Annotated in this window: 14 protein-coding genes; 9 read left to right on the forward strand and 5 right to left on the reverse strand. The window is 68.5% G+C overall.

Going from position 1 to position 15,996, the window contains the following annotated elements; genetic code table 11:
• The first annotated feature begins 9 nt into the window (after window positions 1–9).
• Both B5X82_RS16090 and B5X82_RS16095 read left to right on the forward strand, forming a co-directional pair.
• Window positions 10–759 (forward strand): SDR family oxidoreductase, encoded by a 750-nt coding sequence (locus tag B5X82_RS16090; protein WP_079649197.1) that lies wholly within the window; start codon window positions 10–12, stop codon window positions 757–759.
• A 23-nt stretch (window positions 760–782) separates the two neighbouring features.
• Complete coding sequence (locus B5X82_RS16095; RefSeq protein ID WP_079649198.1) at window positions 783–1,565, forward strand: SDR family NAD(P)-dependent oxidoreductase; 783 nt, start codon at window positions 783–785, stop codon at window positions 1,563–1,565.
• Between the two features lie 3 nt (window positions 1,566–1,568).
• Here the strand turns inward: B5X82_RS16095 and B5X82_RS16100 are convergent, their stop codons facing one another.
• Complete coding sequence (locus tag B5X82_RS16100) at window positions 1,569–2,876, reverse strand: spinster family MFS transporter (RefSeq protein ID WP_079649199.1); 1,308 nt, start codon at window positions 2,874–2,876, stop codon at window positions 1,569–1,571.
• 181 nt (window positions 2,877–3,057) lie between these two features.
• On the opposite strand from B5X82_RS16100, the gene B5X82_RS16105 reads away from it, so the two are divergent.
• Complete coding sequence (locus B5X82_RS16105) at window positions 3,058–4,296, forward strand: acetyl-CoA hydrolase/transferase family protein (RefSeq protein WP_079649200.1); 1,239 nt, start codon at window positions 3,058–3,060, stop codon at window positions 4,294–4,296.
• 23 nt (window positions 4,297–4,319) lie between these two features.
• Here the strand turns inward: B5X82_RS16105 and B5X82_RS16110 are convergent, their stop codons facing one another.
• The gene (locus tag B5X82_RS16110) at window positions 4,320–5,006 is read right to left on the reverse strand and encodes a TetR family transcriptional regulator (RefSeq protein WP_176152590.1); all 687 of its coding nucleotides are present in this window, start codon (window positions 5,004–5,006) and stop codon (window positions 4,320–4,322) included.
• A 147-nt stretch (window positions 5,007–5,153) separates the two neighbouring features.
• On the opposite strand from B5X82_RS16110, the gene B5X82_RS16115 reads away from it, so the two are divergent.
• The 6 genes from B5X82_RS16115 (at window position 5,154) to B5X82_RS16140 (ending at window position 12,142) form a co-directional block, all read left to right on the forward strand.
• On the forward strand, window positions 5,154–6,020 hold the full coding sequence (locus tag B5X82_RS16115; RefSeq protein ID WP_125723868.1) for an SDR family NAD(P)-dependent oxidoreductase: 867 nt from the start codon (window positions 5,154–5,156) through the stop codon (window positions 6,018–6,020).
• A gap of 16 nt (window positions 6,021–6,036) precedes the next feature.
• The gene (locus tag B5X82_RS16120) at window positions 6,037–6,801 is read left to right on the forward strand and encodes an SDR family NAD(P)-dependent oxidoreductase (RefSeq protein ID WP_176152591.1); all 765 of its coding nucleotides are present in this window, start codon (window positions 6,037–6,039) and stop codon (window positions 6,799–6,801) included.
• 37 nt (window positions 6,802–6,838) lie between these two features.
• Window positions 6,839–7,696 (forward strand): SDR family NAD(P)-dependent oxidoreductase, encoded by an 858-nt coding sequence (locus B5X82_RS16125; protein WP_176152592.1) that lies wholly within the window; start codon window positions 6,839–6,841, stop codon window positions 7,694–7,696.
• Complete coding sequence (locus B5X82_RS16130) at window positions 7,693–8,160, forward strand: nuclear transport factor 2 family protein (RefSeq protein ID WP_079649204.1); 468 nt, start codon at window positions 7,693–7,695, stop codon at window positions 8,158–8,160. The genes B5X82_RS16125 and B5X82_RS16130 overlap by 4 nt, the downstream gene beginning before the upstream one ends.
• A gap of 153 nt (window positions 8,161–8,313) precedes the next feature.
• Window positions 8,314–10,713, forward strand: coding sequence for a TonB-dependent receptor (locus B5X82_RS16135; RefSeq protein WP_176152593.1), 2,400 nt, complete (start codon window positions 8,314–8,316; stop codon window positions 10,711–10,713).
• Window positions 10,714–10,777: 64 nt separating this feature from the next.
• The gene (locus B5X82_RS16140) at window positions 10,778–12,142 is read left to right on the forward strand and encodes an MFS transporter (protein WP_079649206.1); all 1,365 of its coding nucleotides are present in this window, start codon (window positions 10,778–10,780) and stop codon (window positions 12,140–12,142) included.
• Here the strand turns inward: B5X82_RS16140 and B5X82_RS16145 are convergent.
• From B5X82_RS16145 to B5X82_RS16155, 3 genes are read right to left on the reverse strand one after another with little or no spacing between them, the layout of a single operon-like run.
• A complete protein-coding gene (locus B5X82_RS16145) occupies window positions 12,139–12,948 on the reverse strand; it encodes an FAD binding domain-containing protein (protein WP_079649207.1) in 810 nt (269 codons plus the stop codon). The two genes, B5X82_RS16140 and B5X82_RS16145, sit on opposite strands and share 4 nt — an antisense overlap.
• A gap of 16 nt (window positions 12,949–12,964) precedes the next feature.
• Entirely contained in the window at window positions 12,965–13,447 is a 483-nt protein-coding gene (locus tag B5X82_RS16150; protein WP_079649208.1) for a (2Fe-2S)-binding protein, read from the reverse strand.
• 34 nt (window positions 13,448–13,481) lie between these two features.
• Window positions 13,482–15,827, reverse strand: a complete 2,346-nt coding sequence (locus B5X82_RS16155; protein WP_079649209.1) for a xanthine dehydrogenase family protein molybdopterin-binding subunit — start codon at window positions 15,825–15,827, stop codon at window positions 13,482–13,484.
• Window positions 15,828–15,996: the final 169 nt, after the last annotated feature.

Raw genomic sequence — 15,996 nt, forward strand, 5'->3', positions numbered from 1 at the left:
AAGCGGATCATGCGGTTCAAGGACAAGGTGGCGATCGTCACGGGCGCGGGCCAGGGCATCGGCGAGCATTATGCCAAGGCGATCGCCGCCGAGGGCGCGGCGGTCGTGGTCGCGGAGATCAACGCCGACAACGCCAGGCGCGTGGCGGAGGAGATCGTCGCCGCGGGCGGCAAGGCGATCCACCTCGCCACCGACGTCTCGTCGGAGGATTCGTGCCAGGCCTGCGTCGACGCAACGGTCGAGGCGTTCGGCGGACTCGACTATCTCGTCAACAATGCTGCGATCTTCGCGGGCATGCGGCGCGAGCCGTGGATGCAGATCGACCTCGTTTATTATCGCCGCTTCATGGCGGTGAATTTCGAAAGCGTGCTGCTGATGACGCGCGCCGCCTATCCCGCGCTGGTCGCGCGCGGCGGCGGAGTGGTGCTCAACCAGTCGTCGAGCGCTGCCTGGTATGCGGGCAATTATTACGGCCTGTCGAAGCTCGGCGTGAACGGCCTCACCATCGCCCTCGCCAAGGAGCTGGGGCCGCAGAACATCCGGGTCAACGCGGTCGCACCCGGGCCGACCGATACGATGGCGACCCGCACATCGGTTGCGCCTGAGCGATTGCAAGGGCTGCTCGACACCTTGCCGCTCAAACGCGTCGGGCAGACGCAGGACATCGTCAATACGGTGCTGTTCCTGCTGTCCGAAGAAGCCTCCTGGGTCACGGGCCAGATCTGGTCGGTCGACGGCGGCCAGATGATGCGCCCCTGACCGACGCGCGGGAGGCGGCCGCCATGGGGTTCCGTCCCTTCGACCTGACCGGCAAGGTCAGCCTGGTGACGGGCGGCAATGGCGGGATCGGCTTCGGCATGGCGGCGGCGCTGGCGCAGGCCGGATCCGACATCGTGATCTGGGGGCGCAAGGCCGACAAGAATGCCGCCGCCGCTGCGGCGTTGCGGGCGATGGGGGCCAAGGTGCTCGATATCGCCCTCGACATTTCCGACCGCGCCGCGGTGGACGACGCCATGGCCCGCTCGGTCGCGGAGATGGGGCGGGTCGACTGCTTCATCGCCAACGCCGCGATCGGCAAGCGCGGCACGCCCTTCGACGACATCGATGCGGCCACGCTGCGCGACGTCGTCGCGATCAACCTTGAAGGCACGATCTGGTGCCTGCGGGCCGCCGCCGCGACGATGGCCGAGCGGGCTCGCGCCGGCGATCCGGGCGGATCGATCATCGGCCTTTCGACGATCGCCACCTTCCAGGGCGTTTCGCGCAACCAGGCCTATGCCGCGACCAAGGGCGCGATGGTGCCGCTGATCCGCTCGATCGCGGTCGAATATGGCCGCCACGGCATCCGCGCCAACACCATCACGCCCGGCTGGATCGCCACCGACCGCACCGCCTGGGCGCGCGAGGATGGCGGCGCGTCCGACGCGGTGGTCAGGCGTACCCCCGCGCGCCGCTGGGGCGAACCGGCCGATTTCGGCGGCATCGCCGTCTATCTCGCCTCCGACGCATCGCGTTTCCACACCGGCGACGATTTCGTGATCGACGGGGGCTATTCGATCTTCTGAGGGTCAGGCGATTGCCGAGACCGCTGTGCCGCCGGCCGTTTCCGGTCGGCGCAGACAGCGGGTCGCCGCGACCAGTGTCAGCGCCGCCGGGACATTGCCCAGCGCCACGACGATCAGCGCCGTCCGCAACCCCGCTTCGCCGCCGCCCAGTGCATCGCTGAGCAGCCCGGCGGCGAGCGGGCCGGCCCCCGTGCCGAGCAGGTTGGTGCAGAGCTGGGTGATCCCGGAGATGGTGCCGCGCACCTCGGGCGGCGACAGCGAGACGACCGAGCCGAAGCACTGGCCCAGCCAGGCGGCGGTGGTGACGCCCAGCAGCAGCATGGCCGCGATCGCCATCGGCAGGGTGGGCGACAGGAACAGCGCCAGCTCGACCGGCACGTTCGCCAGCAGGCCGCAGGTCGTGACGAGGTGGATGCGATCGCGCCGTCCGCGCGACAGCCGGTCGTTGAGGCGACCGAAGACCGGCAGGCATAGCCCCTGGATCACGCCGATCGACAGTGCGAGGATCAGCCCCGCGTCGCGGACGTCGGTGCCGTGTGCCCGGCCGAAGAAGGAGACCGACCAGGCGAATACGGCGGCGACGACGAACGATCCGAGCGTGACGCCGGCGATCGACCAGGGCAAGGCGGGCTCGGCGCGCATCGCCCGGAAGGCCGCCCGGAACGACGTGCGCTTCGGCGCCGGGCCCGCATCGTCAAGCTGGCCGCGCCGCGGTTCGCGCAGCGTCAGCAGGGTCAGCAGGCCCATGACGATGCCCGGCATGCCGGCAAGCAGGAACGCCGCCCGCCAGCCATAGGCATGCGCCACCATCCCGCCGAACAGGAAGACCAGTGCCATGCCGAGCGCGGTGCTGGCATAGAAGATGCCGAAGGCGAGGCCGCGCTGTCGCGGGGCGAAATGATCGGCGATCAGCGCGGTGGCGGTGGATGCGCCGCCGCCCTCCGCCGCGCCGACGCCGAGCCGGAGCAGGGCGAGGGTTAGGGCGTTGGAGGCGAGCGATCCGAGCGCGGTCAGCATGCTCCACAGCATCACCAGCCCCGACAGCAGCCGGACGCGGTTGACCCGGTCGGCGAGCAGGCCGAGCGGAATGACGGTGACCATGAAGCCCAGCGCATGCGCCATGCCGCCGAGGAAACCGACATAGGAATCGCTGAGCTTCAGGTCGTGCTTCACGGCCTCCATCACCACCGCGATGACCTGGCGGTCGATGGTGTGGCAACAATAGATGCCGGTCAGCAGCGCGAGCGCCCACCAGCGGTTCGCCGCACCCCGTGCGGCATCGCCGTCGTTCTTTCCTTCGAAGCCGTGCATCGCGTCCTGTCCTCGGGGGCGTCGGCGAGGATGCTATCTCCGTCCGTCGTGGAGCGCAGCCATCAGGAAAGCTCCATTATCGGCTATGATCCCTCAACCATGAACAGCTCTTCCTTGGGCTGCCCATGCTGCGGTCATAGAGTAGGCGTCTCACGACCCTGCGGGGAGAAGGGGCCGCCGCATGCCGATTGCCGATCTGCTCGACCGTTTCCGGCCCGGCGCTTCCGTCTACCTGCCCGGCGCCACCGGCGAGAGCCTCGCGCTGGCGCAGGCGCTGGCGGCCGATCCCGACCGGCTGCGCGGCGTCGAGGTGACGAGTTGCCTGCTGCCCGGCATGAACGGCGTCGACTATGCCGGGCTCGCGCCCGATGCGCGCCTGACCGTCTTCATGCTGCCCGCCGCCACACGGGAATCCTTCGCGCAAGGGCGGGTACGGCTGCTGCCGCTCGCCTATTCGGCGATCGCGCGCCACATCGCCGCCGCCGCGTTCGACGTCGCGATCGCGCACGTCGCGCCGCCCGATGCCGGGGGCCGCGCGTCGTTCGGCATCGCGGCCGATTTCTCGCCGATCGCCTGGAACGCCGCGCGCCAGCGGATCGCGATCGTCAATCCACACATGCCGTCGATGCGGCGTGGCTCGTCGATCGCGTTGGCCGAGGCCGATCTCGTGGTGGAGCTCGACGGACCGCTGGTCGAGGTCGCGCCCGCACGGCCCGACGCGACGGCGCGGGCGATCGCCGGCCGTGTCGCGGCGCTGATCCCCCACGGCGCGGCGGTGCAGGTCGGCATCGGCGGGGCGCCCGCCGCGCTCTGGGCGGCGCTGGGCGATCATCGCGGCTTGCGCCTGCGCTCCGGCCTGGCGAGCGAGGAACTGTTGGCCCTGGCCGATCGCGGTGCGCTGGCGTCGGACGGCCATGTCGCCGGCATCGCGGCGGGGAGCGAGGGCTTCTACCGGACGCTCGCCGATCGCGACCTGATCCGCTTCGCCGACACGCGCGAGACGCACGACGCCGGTCGGATCGGGCGGGAGGAGCGATTCTTCGCCGCCAATTCCGCGCTCGAGGTCGACCTGTTCGGCCAGGTCAACCTCGAATGGCAGGGCGGCCGGCCGGTCAGTGGCGCCGGCGGAGCGCCCGATTTCGCGGCGGCAGGGATCGGCTCGCCGGGAGGGCGGTCGATCACGATGCTGCCCGCCACGGCGAAGGGCGGGACGATCAGCCGCATCGTCGCGCGGCTGTCGAGTCCCTCGGTCTCGCTGCCCCGCAACCTCGCGGACGTGGTGGTCACCGAACATGGCGTCGCCGATCTGCGCCATGCCTCGCTCGACGCGCGGGCGGAGGCGCTGATCGCGATCGCCGATCCCACGATGCGGGATGTCCTCGCGGAGCAATGGAGGTCGCTGCGCACGGCCATGGCCTGACGGCCCGGACCATGCCGCAGCGCTCAGGCGCCGGTCGTGCCGTCCTCGGCCTGCCGGGCGCGCCGGCGGGCGGGGCGCTGCTGGCCGGCCGGTTTCGCCGGGCTCTTGCGCGCGTTCTTCACATCGCGCGGCATGCCGCCCATCAACGCGCTGGCGAGCAGGAAGGCCGTCGTCTCGATCTGGCGGGGGCGCGTCGCCTTGTGCGCGGACGGCAGGCGAACGAGCGCTGCCGTTCGTTCCAGCATGGCAAGCACGACCGATGCGGTCGATGGCGGGTCGAGCCGCTGGTCGGGCGGCAGGTCCGCCTGGAGCGCCTCGATCTTTTCCTGCAGCGCGAGGTGGATCGGTTCGACCGCGCGGCGGCGTACGTCGTGGAAGCGCTTGTCGCCCTCGTCGGCGACGAAGTTGCGGATGCGCAGCAGCGCATGATGGGTGTCCCAGACCGCCATATAGGCCTGAACGAAAGCCTTGGCCTTGGCCATGACATTGTCGGCCGTCCACTCGGTGGCGAGCAGCGCCATCAACTCCGGGGTCGCTTGCTGCACTTCCTCGACGACGGCGAGGCCGGCTTCGGCCACGCTCTCGAAATAGAGGTAGAAGGTAGACGAAGATACGGCCGCCATCTGTCCAATCTCCGCGACTCGCAGTTCGCGAAGCGGACGGCGCTGCATCAGGTTGGCGGTGGCGGCGACGATCCGGGCTCGGGTCAAAATCCCCTTACTGCCCATTTCTTGCCCATAAAGATTCTGTTTCGGCCGTGCCATAGTGCTCGCGATATCCTGAACGATGCTCCCTCAGCATTAGGATAAACCGACGCCGCGTCAATCGAACCGGTGCATAGGGCAAGGAGTGGTGTCTTGGCGGGACCCGAAGACATTCTGCTGACCGATCGGGTCGCCGTGGTGACGGGCGGCGGCGGCGGCATAGGCCGGGCCTGCGCGCTGCGCCTCGCCGAGTTCGGCGCCGACGTGGTGATCGCCGACATCGTCCCCGAGCGGTGCGAGGAGGCCGCCGAGCGGGTGCGCGAACGCGGCCGGCGGGCGCTGGCCTTCCCCATCGACATGATGGAAACCGACCGGATCCGCGCGCTGATCGCGGCCGCGGACGAGGCGTTCGGGCGGATCGACATCCTCGTCAACAATGTCGGCGGGGTCGCCTACAAGCCTTTCCTGGAGCAGAGCGAGCGAAGCTGGCGACGCCACATCGACCTTAATTTCGTCAGCATGCTGTGTGCCACGCAGGAAGCCGCGCCGATCATGATCCGGGGTGGCCGGGGCGGATCGATCGTTAACGTGGCATCGATCGAAGCGCTGCGCGCCGGCCCCAATGTCGCGGTCTATGCAGCATGCAAGGCGGCGATGGTGAGCTTTACCAAGTCGATGGCGCTGGAACTGTCGGGACATGCGATCCGGGTCAATTGCATCGCGCCCGACCATACGATCACCCCCGGCGGGCGCGGCAACCGGTCGGGGCCGGTCGATCCGGCGACATGGCGGGTGCCGACGCCCGACGAGGACGACAAGATGCGCCGCGTCATCCCGCTGCTGCGCGAAAGCGAGGATGTCGAATGCGCCGACCTCGTCGTCTACCTCTGCTCGAAAATGGCCTCTTATGTGACCGGCGACATCATTCCGGTCGATGGCGGCACCTTCGCGGCTTCGGGCTGGGTGCGGGCGACGACGGGCGTCTGGACTCAGATGGAAGGGCAGCGCCCCGGGCGCTGATCGGGACGAGGGGAACATGCTGGACCTGAAGGACAAGGTCGTCCTGATCACGGGCGGCGGCGGAGGGCTGGGGGCCGACATGGCGGCGCTGTGTGCCCGCCTCGGCGCGCGTATCGCCATCGTCGACATCGACGGGACGGCGGCCGGCGCTCGGGCGAGCGAGATCGGCGACGCGGCGCGGGGCTTCGCCTGCGACATAGCGGACGAGGCGTCGGTTGCGGTGATGGCGCGGGCGGTGCTCGACCGCTTCGGCCGGATCGATGCGCTGGTCAACAACGCCGCGCATACCGACGTGGCGGGGGACCTCGACCTGCTGTCGACCGACCTCGCCGTCTGGGACAGGACGATGGCGGTCAACCTGCGCGGCAGCCTGCTCGTCTCGCGCGCGCTGATCCCGGCGATGATCGACGGCGGCGGCGGATCGGTCGTCACCATCGTCTCGCGCCAGGGAGTGGCGCCGCCGCGGTCGGGACGCCGTGTCGCCTATGGCACGTCGAAGGCGGGACTGATCATGCTCAGCCGGCACATCGCCGTCGCTTATGGCAAGAAGGGAATCCGCAGCAACGCGGTGGCGCCGGGCACGATCCAGAGCGACCGGATGCTGTCGACACTGAGCCCGGAGCGGTTGGCGCAGTCGCGCGGCAACGTGCTGACGCCCTATCTGGGCGAGCCGGCCGATATTTCCAACATCGTCGCCTATCTCGTCAGCGAGGCCGCACGCTATATCACCGGACAGACCATCCAGGTGGACGGCGGCGTCCTGTCCTATCTGCACGAATAGACGATCTGCCCCGCGCCGCGCGATGGAAGAGGAAGCCTTGAGCCAGGACCGTTTCGACCACCACCGTTTCGATCTGTCGGGCCGCGTCGCCATCGTCACCGGCGCGACCCAGGGCATGGGCGCGGCCTGCGCCGAGCGCTTCGCCGCAAGTGGAGCGCGGTTGATCCTGACGAGCCGGACCGCATCCGCGCTCGACGCCGTCGCGGCCGATCTCAATGCACGCTTCGGCGGCCGAGGCGGGGGTGGGGCGATCGCGGCGGCGCTGGCCGGCGACATCGGCGACAAGGCGCATCTGGGCGCATTGGTCGATCTCGCGCTGGCGCGGTTCGGTACCGTCACGACCCTGCTCTGTTCGCCCACCATCCGCCCCTGGATCGGCCCCTCGATCGATACGCCGGATGCGGTGCTGGAAGAACAGCTCACCTATATCTTCCGGAGCCGCTTCTGGTTGTCGAACATGGTGATCCCGCACATGGTCGCGGCGGGCGGCGGATCGTTGATCTACATCGGCTCAGGCTCGGTGTTCGAAGCCACCACCGAACGATCGAGCGCAACCATCGCCCGCGCCGCCGAATGGCAGATGATGAAGAACTACGCGGCGGAATTTGGTCGCAGCAACGTTCGCGCCAACACCATCGCGCCGGGCATGGTCGACTCGAGCGGCAGCCAGGCGCTGTTCGCCAGCGCGGCCGGCGCCGAGCGGATCGCGGGGCTGCCGATGCGGCGCGGCGGCCGGGTCGACGAAATCGCCTCGGTCGCGGCCTTCCTCGCCAGCGACGCGAGTTCCTTCACGACCGGGGCGGTGATCCCGGTCGACGGCGGACGGCTGCTCCATGCGGTCGACGGCATGCTGACCCAGGCCTATGGCGAAGCCGGCCGGGGGAAGGGCGCATGACGGGTCCCTTTGCCGGCACCCGCGAGGCGACTCCGGAGCAGCGCGAGGCAGCCCGCCACCTGATCGCCAGGGCCAAGCATCTGAAGGATGCCGAGGACGAGGCCGGCTTCGCCCAGGTCTGGGCGCACGCCGCGCGGCTGGCGATCACCTCCAACGGCACGGCGGCGCCGGTGATCGAGGGGCGCGATGCGATCATGGCCTTCTATCGGCGCAACTGGGCGGCCGGCGCGCATGGGACGGGTGCGGAGCGTGAGACGCATGTCGGCGAGAATCCCTTCGTCGTCGCCCTCGGCGACTATCGGCTGCTGGCCACCCACACGGCGATCTTCGCGGCGCGGCGCGGGGTCATGCCGCGGTTGATCGGCTTCGGTGAGTTCCGCGACGAGATCGTGTTCGAGGATGGCGCCTGGCGGATCGCCGATCGCCGCTCCTCGCTGCGGCGGCGTCCTCGCAGGTCCGCCTAAATAGCAATAGACGCGTCTTGGATGCGGACCGGCGCCGGAGGTTATGGCTCCGACTGCTGGACTGGCGGCCATCCGGGTTCGCCGGCCTGCCTAAAAAGAAAAAAGTCCCGAAAGCCCATTCCTGAATGGCCTGCTTCCCTGGGAGGAGATAAGATGCTGAAATCCAATTGTCTTTCGTCGCGATCGGCGCTCCGCCTCGCCACCGCGATCGGTTTCGTCGTGGCGCCCGGCACCGCGTTTGCGCAGGCCGCACCCGCCGAGGAGGCCGCCGCGCCCAGCTCGGGCCTTCAGGACATCGTCGTCACGGCGCGCCGGTCGTCGGAAAGCGCGCAGAATGTGCCCATCGCCATCACCACGGTGACGGCCGAGAATCTCCAGCGTCTCAGCGTCCGCGACGTCGTCGACATCCAGAAGGTAACGCCCGGCCTGTTCATATCTTCGCAGAACACCGGCGGCCGCGCCAAGCTCACCATTCGTGGGCAGACCGAGGCCGACAGCCGCCTCAGCACCGATGGCTCGGTGGGCGTCTATATCGATGGTGTTCCGCTCACGCGCAGCTACGGCCTGCGTTCCAACATGATCGACCTCGCCCAGGTCGAGGTGCTGAAGGGGCCGCAAGGCACGCTGTTCGGCAAGAATACGACCGGCGGCGCGCTCAATATCACCACCCAGCATCCGACCTACCAGCTCGGCGGCTATGTCGATCTGCTCTACGGTTCCTATGACAACAAGCAGATCGTCGCGGCGCTCAACCTGCCGATCGTCGACGACAAGCTTGCCGTCCGCGTCGTCGGGCAGCGCATTCATCGTGACGGCTATGGGGAAAATGGCGTCGGCGTCGACGTCGGCGTCGATCGGGCCTGGTTCGGCCGCGCGCTGGTGCGGGCCGACCCGACCGACGATCTGCACATCCTGCTGTCGGCCGATTATTATAAGCAGAACAACACCAGCACCAACGTCCTGCTGACCTATAACGGGATGTTGGTGCGCGGTAATTCGGCGACCGGGTCGCTGGGGTCGATCGCTGCACAGCTCGGCCTCGATCCGACGTCGGCGGCGGATCGCATGACGGCCTACAACCAGTGGCTGACCTATTTCTCGCGGTCGGGCAACCAGTATAGCGACAGCGGTGACTTCTACGGCAATAGCGGCACCGGGCCGCTTGTCGACGACGTCAAGCATTATGGTTTCTCGGCGACGATCGAATATGAGGTGGGCGACGTCACCCTCAAGTCGATCTCGGCGCTCCGCCGCCTCCGGGTGGCGAACGGGCAGGATCTCGATTCCACGCCCTTCGCGATCCAGGAATCGCTCGTCACCACCCGGCAGAAGAACTTCAGCCAGGAATTTCAGGCCTCGGCGATCGACGGCACCGGCCTCGATTGGCAATTCGGCCTGTTCTACAACAAGGAGACCGGCAACGAAGGCTCGTTCAGCAACGCGCTCAGCTACGTCAACACCGGCCGGGCGTCGGTGGTCGATGCCGATCTGACCAACAAGTCGAAGGCCGCCTATGCGCAGGCCGTGTATAATTTCGGCGGCGGCGTCCGCTTCACCGGCGGCCTGCGCTACACCAAGGACGATCGTGCGGTGACGTCGCACAACCGCCGGGACGTCTCCTATGCGAACGCGCCGGTGCCGCCGGTGTCGCGCAACACCTGCTTCGTCACCGTCGGGGGGGGCTCGATCGATCCGGCGGTCTGCACCTATTCGGCGTCGACCTCTTCCAAGAAGGTGACCTGGCTCGCCAGCGCCGACTGGCGGCCGATCCCGCAGTTGATGGTCTACGGTTCCTACAGCCGGGGCTATCGCGCCGGCGGCTTCAGCATCCAGGCCGCCAGCTCGGTGCCCGCGACCGCAGCGGCGCTCGCCGCCAATTTCACGCCCTTCCTTCCGGAGGTGGTCGACAATTTCGAGCTGGGCTTCAAGTCGGACCTGCTCGACCGGCGGTTGCGCATCAACGGCGCCGTCTTCCGGCAGGATTACCAGAACATCCAGGCGCAGATCCGCGACGCGGTCAACGGCCAGGTCGTTTCGCTGATCCGCAATGCCGCCAAGGCGAAACCCTATGGCGGCGAGATCGAGGTGATCGCCCAGGTCACCCCCGAATGGCAGATCAACGGCAGCGCCGCCTATCTCCGGGCCAAATACGATAAATATTTCGCCCTCGACGCGAACGGCAACCTGCAGGATCTGAGCAACCTGTCCTTCCCGGCGCCGAAATGGACCTGGAACGCGGGCACTTCCTACACCCTGCCGGTGGCCAACGGCTCGATCGAGTTCAACGCCAACCTGTCCTATCGCAGCCGGGTCAATTTCCGGCCGCAACTTGGCCAGAACGACGCCAGCGTTTCGCAGCCGGGCTACACGCTGCTCGATGCCCGCATCGCCTACGATATCGATAGCATCGGCCTGAACATTGCCGTGTTCGGCAAGAACCTGACCAAGGAACGCTATCTCAACGCAGCGACCAACCTGGAATCGCTCGGCTGGAACGTCGGCTTCCCGGGTGATCCGCGCACCTTCGGCGTACAGCTGCGCAAGACCTTCTGATCGTCCGGCCCCCGCGCGACATGGGTCGCGCGGGGCGGGCAGGGGCCGGGGCGGAACGACGGTGATGGCCGACAGGACCGCCCCTCCCGCCTCCCTTGTTTGTTTCGACCGGCGCTTCCTGCTGCCGTTGCTGGTGGCGGCGACGCTGAACCCGATGAACTCGGCGATGCTGGCGACCGCACTGGTGCCGATCGGCCGGGCCTTTCCCCAACAGGAAGCGATCGCCGCCTGGCTGATCGCCACGCTCTACCTGACGGCGGCGGTCGCCCAACCCGTCCTCGGCGGGATCGCGGACAAGCTGGGTGCGCGTCGCACCCTGCTCGGCGGCATGGGGTTCCTCGCGGCCGGCGCGGTGCTCGGGGCGATCGCCTTCGATCCCTGGACGCTGATCGCATCGCGCGCGTTGATCGGCTTCGGCACCGCGGTTGGCTTTCCCTGCGCGGTGGTGATGATCCGCCAACGTTCCGAGCATCTCGGCATAGAGCCGCCCGCGCGGCTGCTCGGCCTGTTGTCGATGGCAAGTTCGGCGTCGATGGCGGTGGGACCGCCGCTCGGCGGGGTGCTGACCGGCCTGCTCGGCTGGCGCTGGGTCTTCCTGATCAACCTGCCGCTGGCGATCGTCACCGCGGCGCTGGCGATCTGGCTGTCGCCGGCCGACGATCGCCTGCGGCGGGAGAGCCGGGCCCGTTTCGACCTGCCCGGCATCGCGCTCTTCACCCTGGCGATGACCGCGCTGATGCTGTTCCTGATGAACCTGGCCAAGGGCGTCCATGTCGGCGGACTGGTGGCCGCCACGCTGCTGGCAGCGTCGCTGGTGATCGTCGAGGGGCGGATGCGCGAGCCCTTCATCGATTTTCGGCTGATCATCGCCAACCGCGCGCTGGCAGGCACCTACGCGCATCACGTCCTGCTCAACTTCCTGCTCTACTGCCTCTTCTATTCGATTCCGCAATGGGCACAGGCGTGGCTGCATGTGCCGATCGAACAGTCGGGGCTGGTGCTGCTGCCCGTCGCCGTCTCGTCGAGCCTCGCCTCGCTCGCCCCCACCCGTGGCGCATGGGGACGCGCGATGGAGATCGCAGGATTGCTATCGCTGATCGTGACGAGCGGCGGACTGTTCCTGCTCGACGGATCGACGACGCTCGCCGGGTTGATAGCGCTGACCCTGCTGTTCGGGATCGGCAACGGCGCGCTCAACATGGTCAACCAGCAACGCATGCTCGACCACGCGCCGCCGGACCGCAGCGGCACGGCGGCCGGCCTGCTCCGTACGGCGCAATATTGCGGCGCGATCCTGAGCGCGCCCTTCACCGCCTATCTGCTGGGTGGGCATTTCGGGCCGGAACCGATGAAGGCGCTGGGGCTGGCCCTGTTGCCGATCGCGGCGCTCATGCTGCTGCTGACGCTGCGGCGGTTGCGCTCCGCCTAGCGGTTTGCGGCCAGGATCTTCCTGACCGCGCGGGCAGCCATCACGCGGACCAGATGGCCGCGATAGTCGGCGTCGGCGTGGATGTCGCTGTTGAGGTCGCTGGTGTCGAGTTCGGCGCCGTCGAGCGCTTCCGGCGCGAAGTCGGCGGTCAGCGCCGCCTCGGCCTCGTGCCAGCGGAACACCCCCTGCGATCCGGCGCCGGTCACCGCGATCCGCAGGCCGTCCATCGCCCGCGCGACGAACACACCGGCCAGCGCGAAGCGCGACGCGGGGTGGCGGAACTTCATATAGGCCGCGGCGGCGGGGACGGGGTAGCGGACCCCGGTCACCAATTCGCCTTCCGCCAGCGCGGTTTCGAACACGCCCAAAAAGAAATCGTCGGCGGCGATCTCCCCGGCGGTCGTCAGGATCGTCGCACCCAGCCCCAGACAGGCGGCGGGATAGTCGGCTGCCGGATCGTTGTTGGCGATCGATCCGCCCATCGTGCCCTGCGCGCGGACCAGCGGATCGCCGATCCCGCCGGCCAGTTCGGCGAGGACGGGCAGGGCGGTGGCGAGCTCCTTCGACGAGGCGACGTCGACGTGCCGGGTCATCGCCCCGATCGTGACGGCACCCGAGCCGATATCGATTCCGCGCAGCTCCTCGCAGTCGCGCAGGTCGATGACGTTGCCGGTCATGACAAAACGCAGCTTCATCATCGGCAGCAGCGACTGTCCGCCGGCGAGTAAGCGGCCGTCGCCCAGTTCGGCGAGAAGCGCCTTGGCTTCCTCGGCGCTGGCGCAGCGATGATAGTCGAACGGATACATCGGTGATCTCCGAGGATCAGGCGTCCGGCCGGTCGGCCATCGCCAGCGCACCCGCACGGATCGCCTCGACGATGTTCTGGTAACCGGTGCAGCGGCAGATATTGCCCTCCAGCTCGTCGCGGATCGTGTCGCGATCGAGGTCGGTGCCGAGCCGTCGCACCATGCCGACGGCGCTCATGATCATTCCCGGCGTGCAATAGCCGCATTGCAGCCCATGATGCTCGCGGAAGGCCGCCTGCATCGGGTGCAGCGCTTCGCCGTCCGACAGGCCCTCGATCGTCACGACCTCGGCGTCCTCGCAGGACAGGGCGAGGGTGGTGCAGCTCTTCACCGCGCGGCCGTTCACATGGACGACGCAGGCGCCGCACTGGGTGGTGTCGCAGCCGACATGGGTGCCGGTCAGGCGCAGCGTCTCGCGCAGGAACAGTACCAGCAGCGTGTTGGCCTCGACCTCCCGCGCAACGGGGCGGCCGTTCACGGTCATGTTCACCAGCGGCATCGTCGGTCTTCCGTCCTGTTGGCGATGGCGGCCGTCATTCGGCGGCCATCGCATGGGGCATCCCGCCGGCGTCGCGGATCGCGCGCCACAGGCGCTGCGGCGTCGCCGGCATGTCGAAATTGGTGATGCCGAGCGGGCCAAGCGCGTCGGCGATCGCGTTCATCGCAGCGGGCAGAGCGCCGACCGTGCCGCCCTCGCCGCAGCCCTTGATGCCCAGCGGATTGTTGCGCGACGGCGTGTCGCTGCTGACGATGCCGATCGCGGGCATGTCGAGCGCGCGGGGCATCTGGTAATCCATGAAGCTGCCCGTCGCGAGCTGCCCTTCCTCGTCATAATGGATATATTCGCCGAGCGCCTGGCCCAGGCCCTGGACCACGCCGCCATGGACCTGTCCCTTGACGATCATCGGGTTGATCGCCTTGCCGACATCCTCCGACACCCAATAGCCGACAAAGTCGAGATGGCCGGTTTCGGGGTCGATCTCGACCTCGCAGACATGGCAGCCATTGGGGAAGGTCGGGCCCGCCAGCCGGGTCATCTGGCGGTGCGACAGCCCGCCCTCGAAGCCGGGGGGCAGGTGCATCGGCTGGTGCGCGAAGCGGGCGACCTCGGCCAGCGTCGCGCTGCGGTTGCTGTCGCGCGCGGCGAAGACGGCGCCCTCGCGATAGTCGATCTGGTCGGGCTCGACCTCCAGCATGATCGCCGCGACCTGCTTGCCCTTGGCGATCACCTTGCTCGCCAGCGTCTCGAGCAGGAAGCCCGCGACCACGGCCGATCGCGATCCGCCGGTGCCGAAGCCATAAGGAATCTGATCGGTGTCGCAGTCGCGCACGCTGACCTTGTCGGGGGGCACGTGCATGAATTCCGCGATCAGCTGGCGGTACATCGTCTCGTGGCCCTGGCCATGGTTCTGCATGCCGGTGGTGACGGCGATCGCGCCGCTGGTGTCGACCTCGATCGCGCCCATCTCGTCGAGCTGGCCCGCGGCGATCTCGATCACATGCGCCATGCCGATGCCGCGCAGCCTGCCGCGCGCCCATGCCCCGGCGCGGCGCCGTTCGAAGCCGTTCCAGTCCGATATCTCCTGGACCTTGGCCTGGCTCGCCGGGAAATCGCCGCTGTCATAGGTGAAGACGAAGCCCGTATCATAAGGCATCCGGTCGGCGGGGATGAGGTTGCGGCGGCGCAGCTCGGCCGGGTCCATGCCCAGGTCGCGCGCCGCGACGTCGATTACCCGTTCGATCATCATCGACGCCTCGGGCCGGCCGGCGCCGCGATAGGGACCGATCGGCACGGTGTGGGTGAACAGGCCGCGTATCTCGCCATGGATGGCGGGCAGGACATAGACGCCGCTGAGGCCGCCGATATTGCCCAGTGCGCAATGGACGCCGGCAAGGCTCAGATAGGCGCCGAAATTGGCCTTCACCCGGACCCGCAGGCCGAGGAAGCGAGCCTCCTCGTCGAGCGCCAGCTCGGCATGGACGATCTGGTCGCGGGCGTGGCAGTCGGCCAGGAACCCCTCGGATCGTTCGGAGGTCCAGCGGACCGGCCGGCCGACCCGGCGGGCCGCCCACATCACCAGCGCCAGCTCGGGATGCGGCACGCCCTTGAGGCCGAAGCCGCCGCCGACGTCGAGCGCGACGGCCCGGATCCGGTGGGACGGCAGGCCGAGCACGCCGGCGAGCTGCTCACGGCTCATATGCGGGTTCTGGATGCTGGCGTGGAGCGTGAAGCGCTGGTCCGCCTCGCTCCATTCGGCGACCGCGGTGCGCGGTTCCATCGTCGATACCGCGACCCGGCTGATGCGGAAGTCGACCTGCGCCACATGCGCGGCCCTGGCAAAGGCGTCGTCGGTGGCGCTCTTGTCGCCGACCTCGGTCAGGACGCAGAGATTGCCGGGGCATTGCTCCCATACCAGCGGGGCACCCGGAGCATCGGCCAATGCGAGGTCGGCGACGCAGGGCTGCGCCTCATAGTCGACCTCGATGAGCTCGGCGGCGTCCTTCGCGGCGTTCAGCGTCTCGGCGACGATGACGGCGACGGGTTCGCCGACATAGCGGGTGACGTCGCGCGCGATCACCGCGAAGGGCGGTTCGAAATTGGGCTGGCCGTCGGGACCGGTGCGACGGACCATCGAGGTGAACCCGCCCAGGCCGTCGGCCGTTGCGTCGGCGCCGGTCAGGATCGCCAAGACGCCCGGAACCTCCAGCGCGGCATCGATCGCGATGCCGCCGATCCGCGCGAAGGCGTGCTGCGATCGCAGGACGTACATCCGCGCCGATCCGGCAGGGGCGATGTCGTCGGTATAGCGGCCGGTGCCGCGCACCAGGCGCAGATCCTCGGTCCTCGGCAGCGACTGGCCTATTCCGAACTCGCGCATATGTCCTCTTCCCTGTCCGGGGCGCTGCCCGGGCCGTCGATGCCGGCCGGGTCACTATAGGGGTGCGATTCCCATCTGCCCAATTTTGTCGCGGTGCGACCGGATGGATTCGCCCGCCTTTAGGAAACTGCTGCCCGAGTGGATTCCCATTCCGCTCAATTCGGGCCTT

The sequence above is a fragment of the Rhizorhabdus histidinilytica genome (assembly GCF_900167915.1).
Classification (GTDB): domain Bacteria; phylum Pseudomonadota; class Alphaproteobacteria; order Sphingomonadales; family Sphingomonadaceae; genus Rhizorhabdus; species Rhizorhabdus histidinilytica.

Excerpts from the sequence above, each read along its gene's own strand:
- B5X82_RS16130 (WP_079649204.1), top strand. The coding sequence starts at position 7,693 with ATGACGGGTCCCTTTGCCGGCACCCGCGAGGCGACTCCGGAGCAGCGC.
- B5X82_RS16150 (WP_079649208.1), bottom strand. The coding sequence starts at position 13,447 with ATGCCGCTGGTGAACATGACCGTGAACGGCCGCCCCGTTGCGCGGGAG.
- B5X82_RS16135 (WP_176152593.1), top strand. The coding sequence starts at position 8,314 with ATGCTGAAATCCAATTGTCTTTCGTCGCGATCGGCGCTCCGCCTCGCC.
- B5X82_RS16155 (WP_079649209.1), bottom strand. The coding sequence starts at position 15,827 with ATGCGCGAGTTCGGAATAGGCCAGTCGCTGCCGAGGACCGAGGATCTG.
- B5X82_RS16145 (WP_079649207.1), bottom strand. The coding sequence starts at position 12,948 with ATGTATCCGTTCGACTATCATCGCTGCGCCAGCGCCGAGGAAGCCAAG.
- B5X82_RS16095 (WP_079649198.1), top strand. The coding sequence starts at position 783 with ATGGGGTTCCGTCCCTTCGACCTGACCGGCAAGGTCAGCCTGGTGACG.
- B5X82_RS16140 (WP_079649206.1), top strand. The coding sequence starts at position 10,778 with ATGGCCGACAGGACCGCCCCTCCCGCCTCCCTTGTTTGTTTCGACCGG.
- B5X82_RS16105 (WP_079649200.1), top strand. The coding sequence starts at position 3,058 with ATGCCGATTGCCGATCTGCTCGACCGTTTCCGGCCCGGCGCTTCCGTC.
- B5X82_RS16120 (WP_176152591.1), top strand. The coding sequence starts at position 6,037 with ATGCTGGACCTGAAGGACAAGGTCGTCCTGATCACGGGCGGCGGCGGA.
- B5X82_RS16090 (WP_079649197.1), top strand. The coding sequence starts at position 10 with ATGCGGTTCAAGGACAAGGTGGCGATCGTCACGGGCGCGGGCCAGGGC.
- B5X82_RS16100 (WP_079649199.1), bottom strand. The coding sequence starts at position 2,876 with ATGCACGGCTTCGAAGGAAAGAACGACGGCGATGCCGCACGGGGTGCG.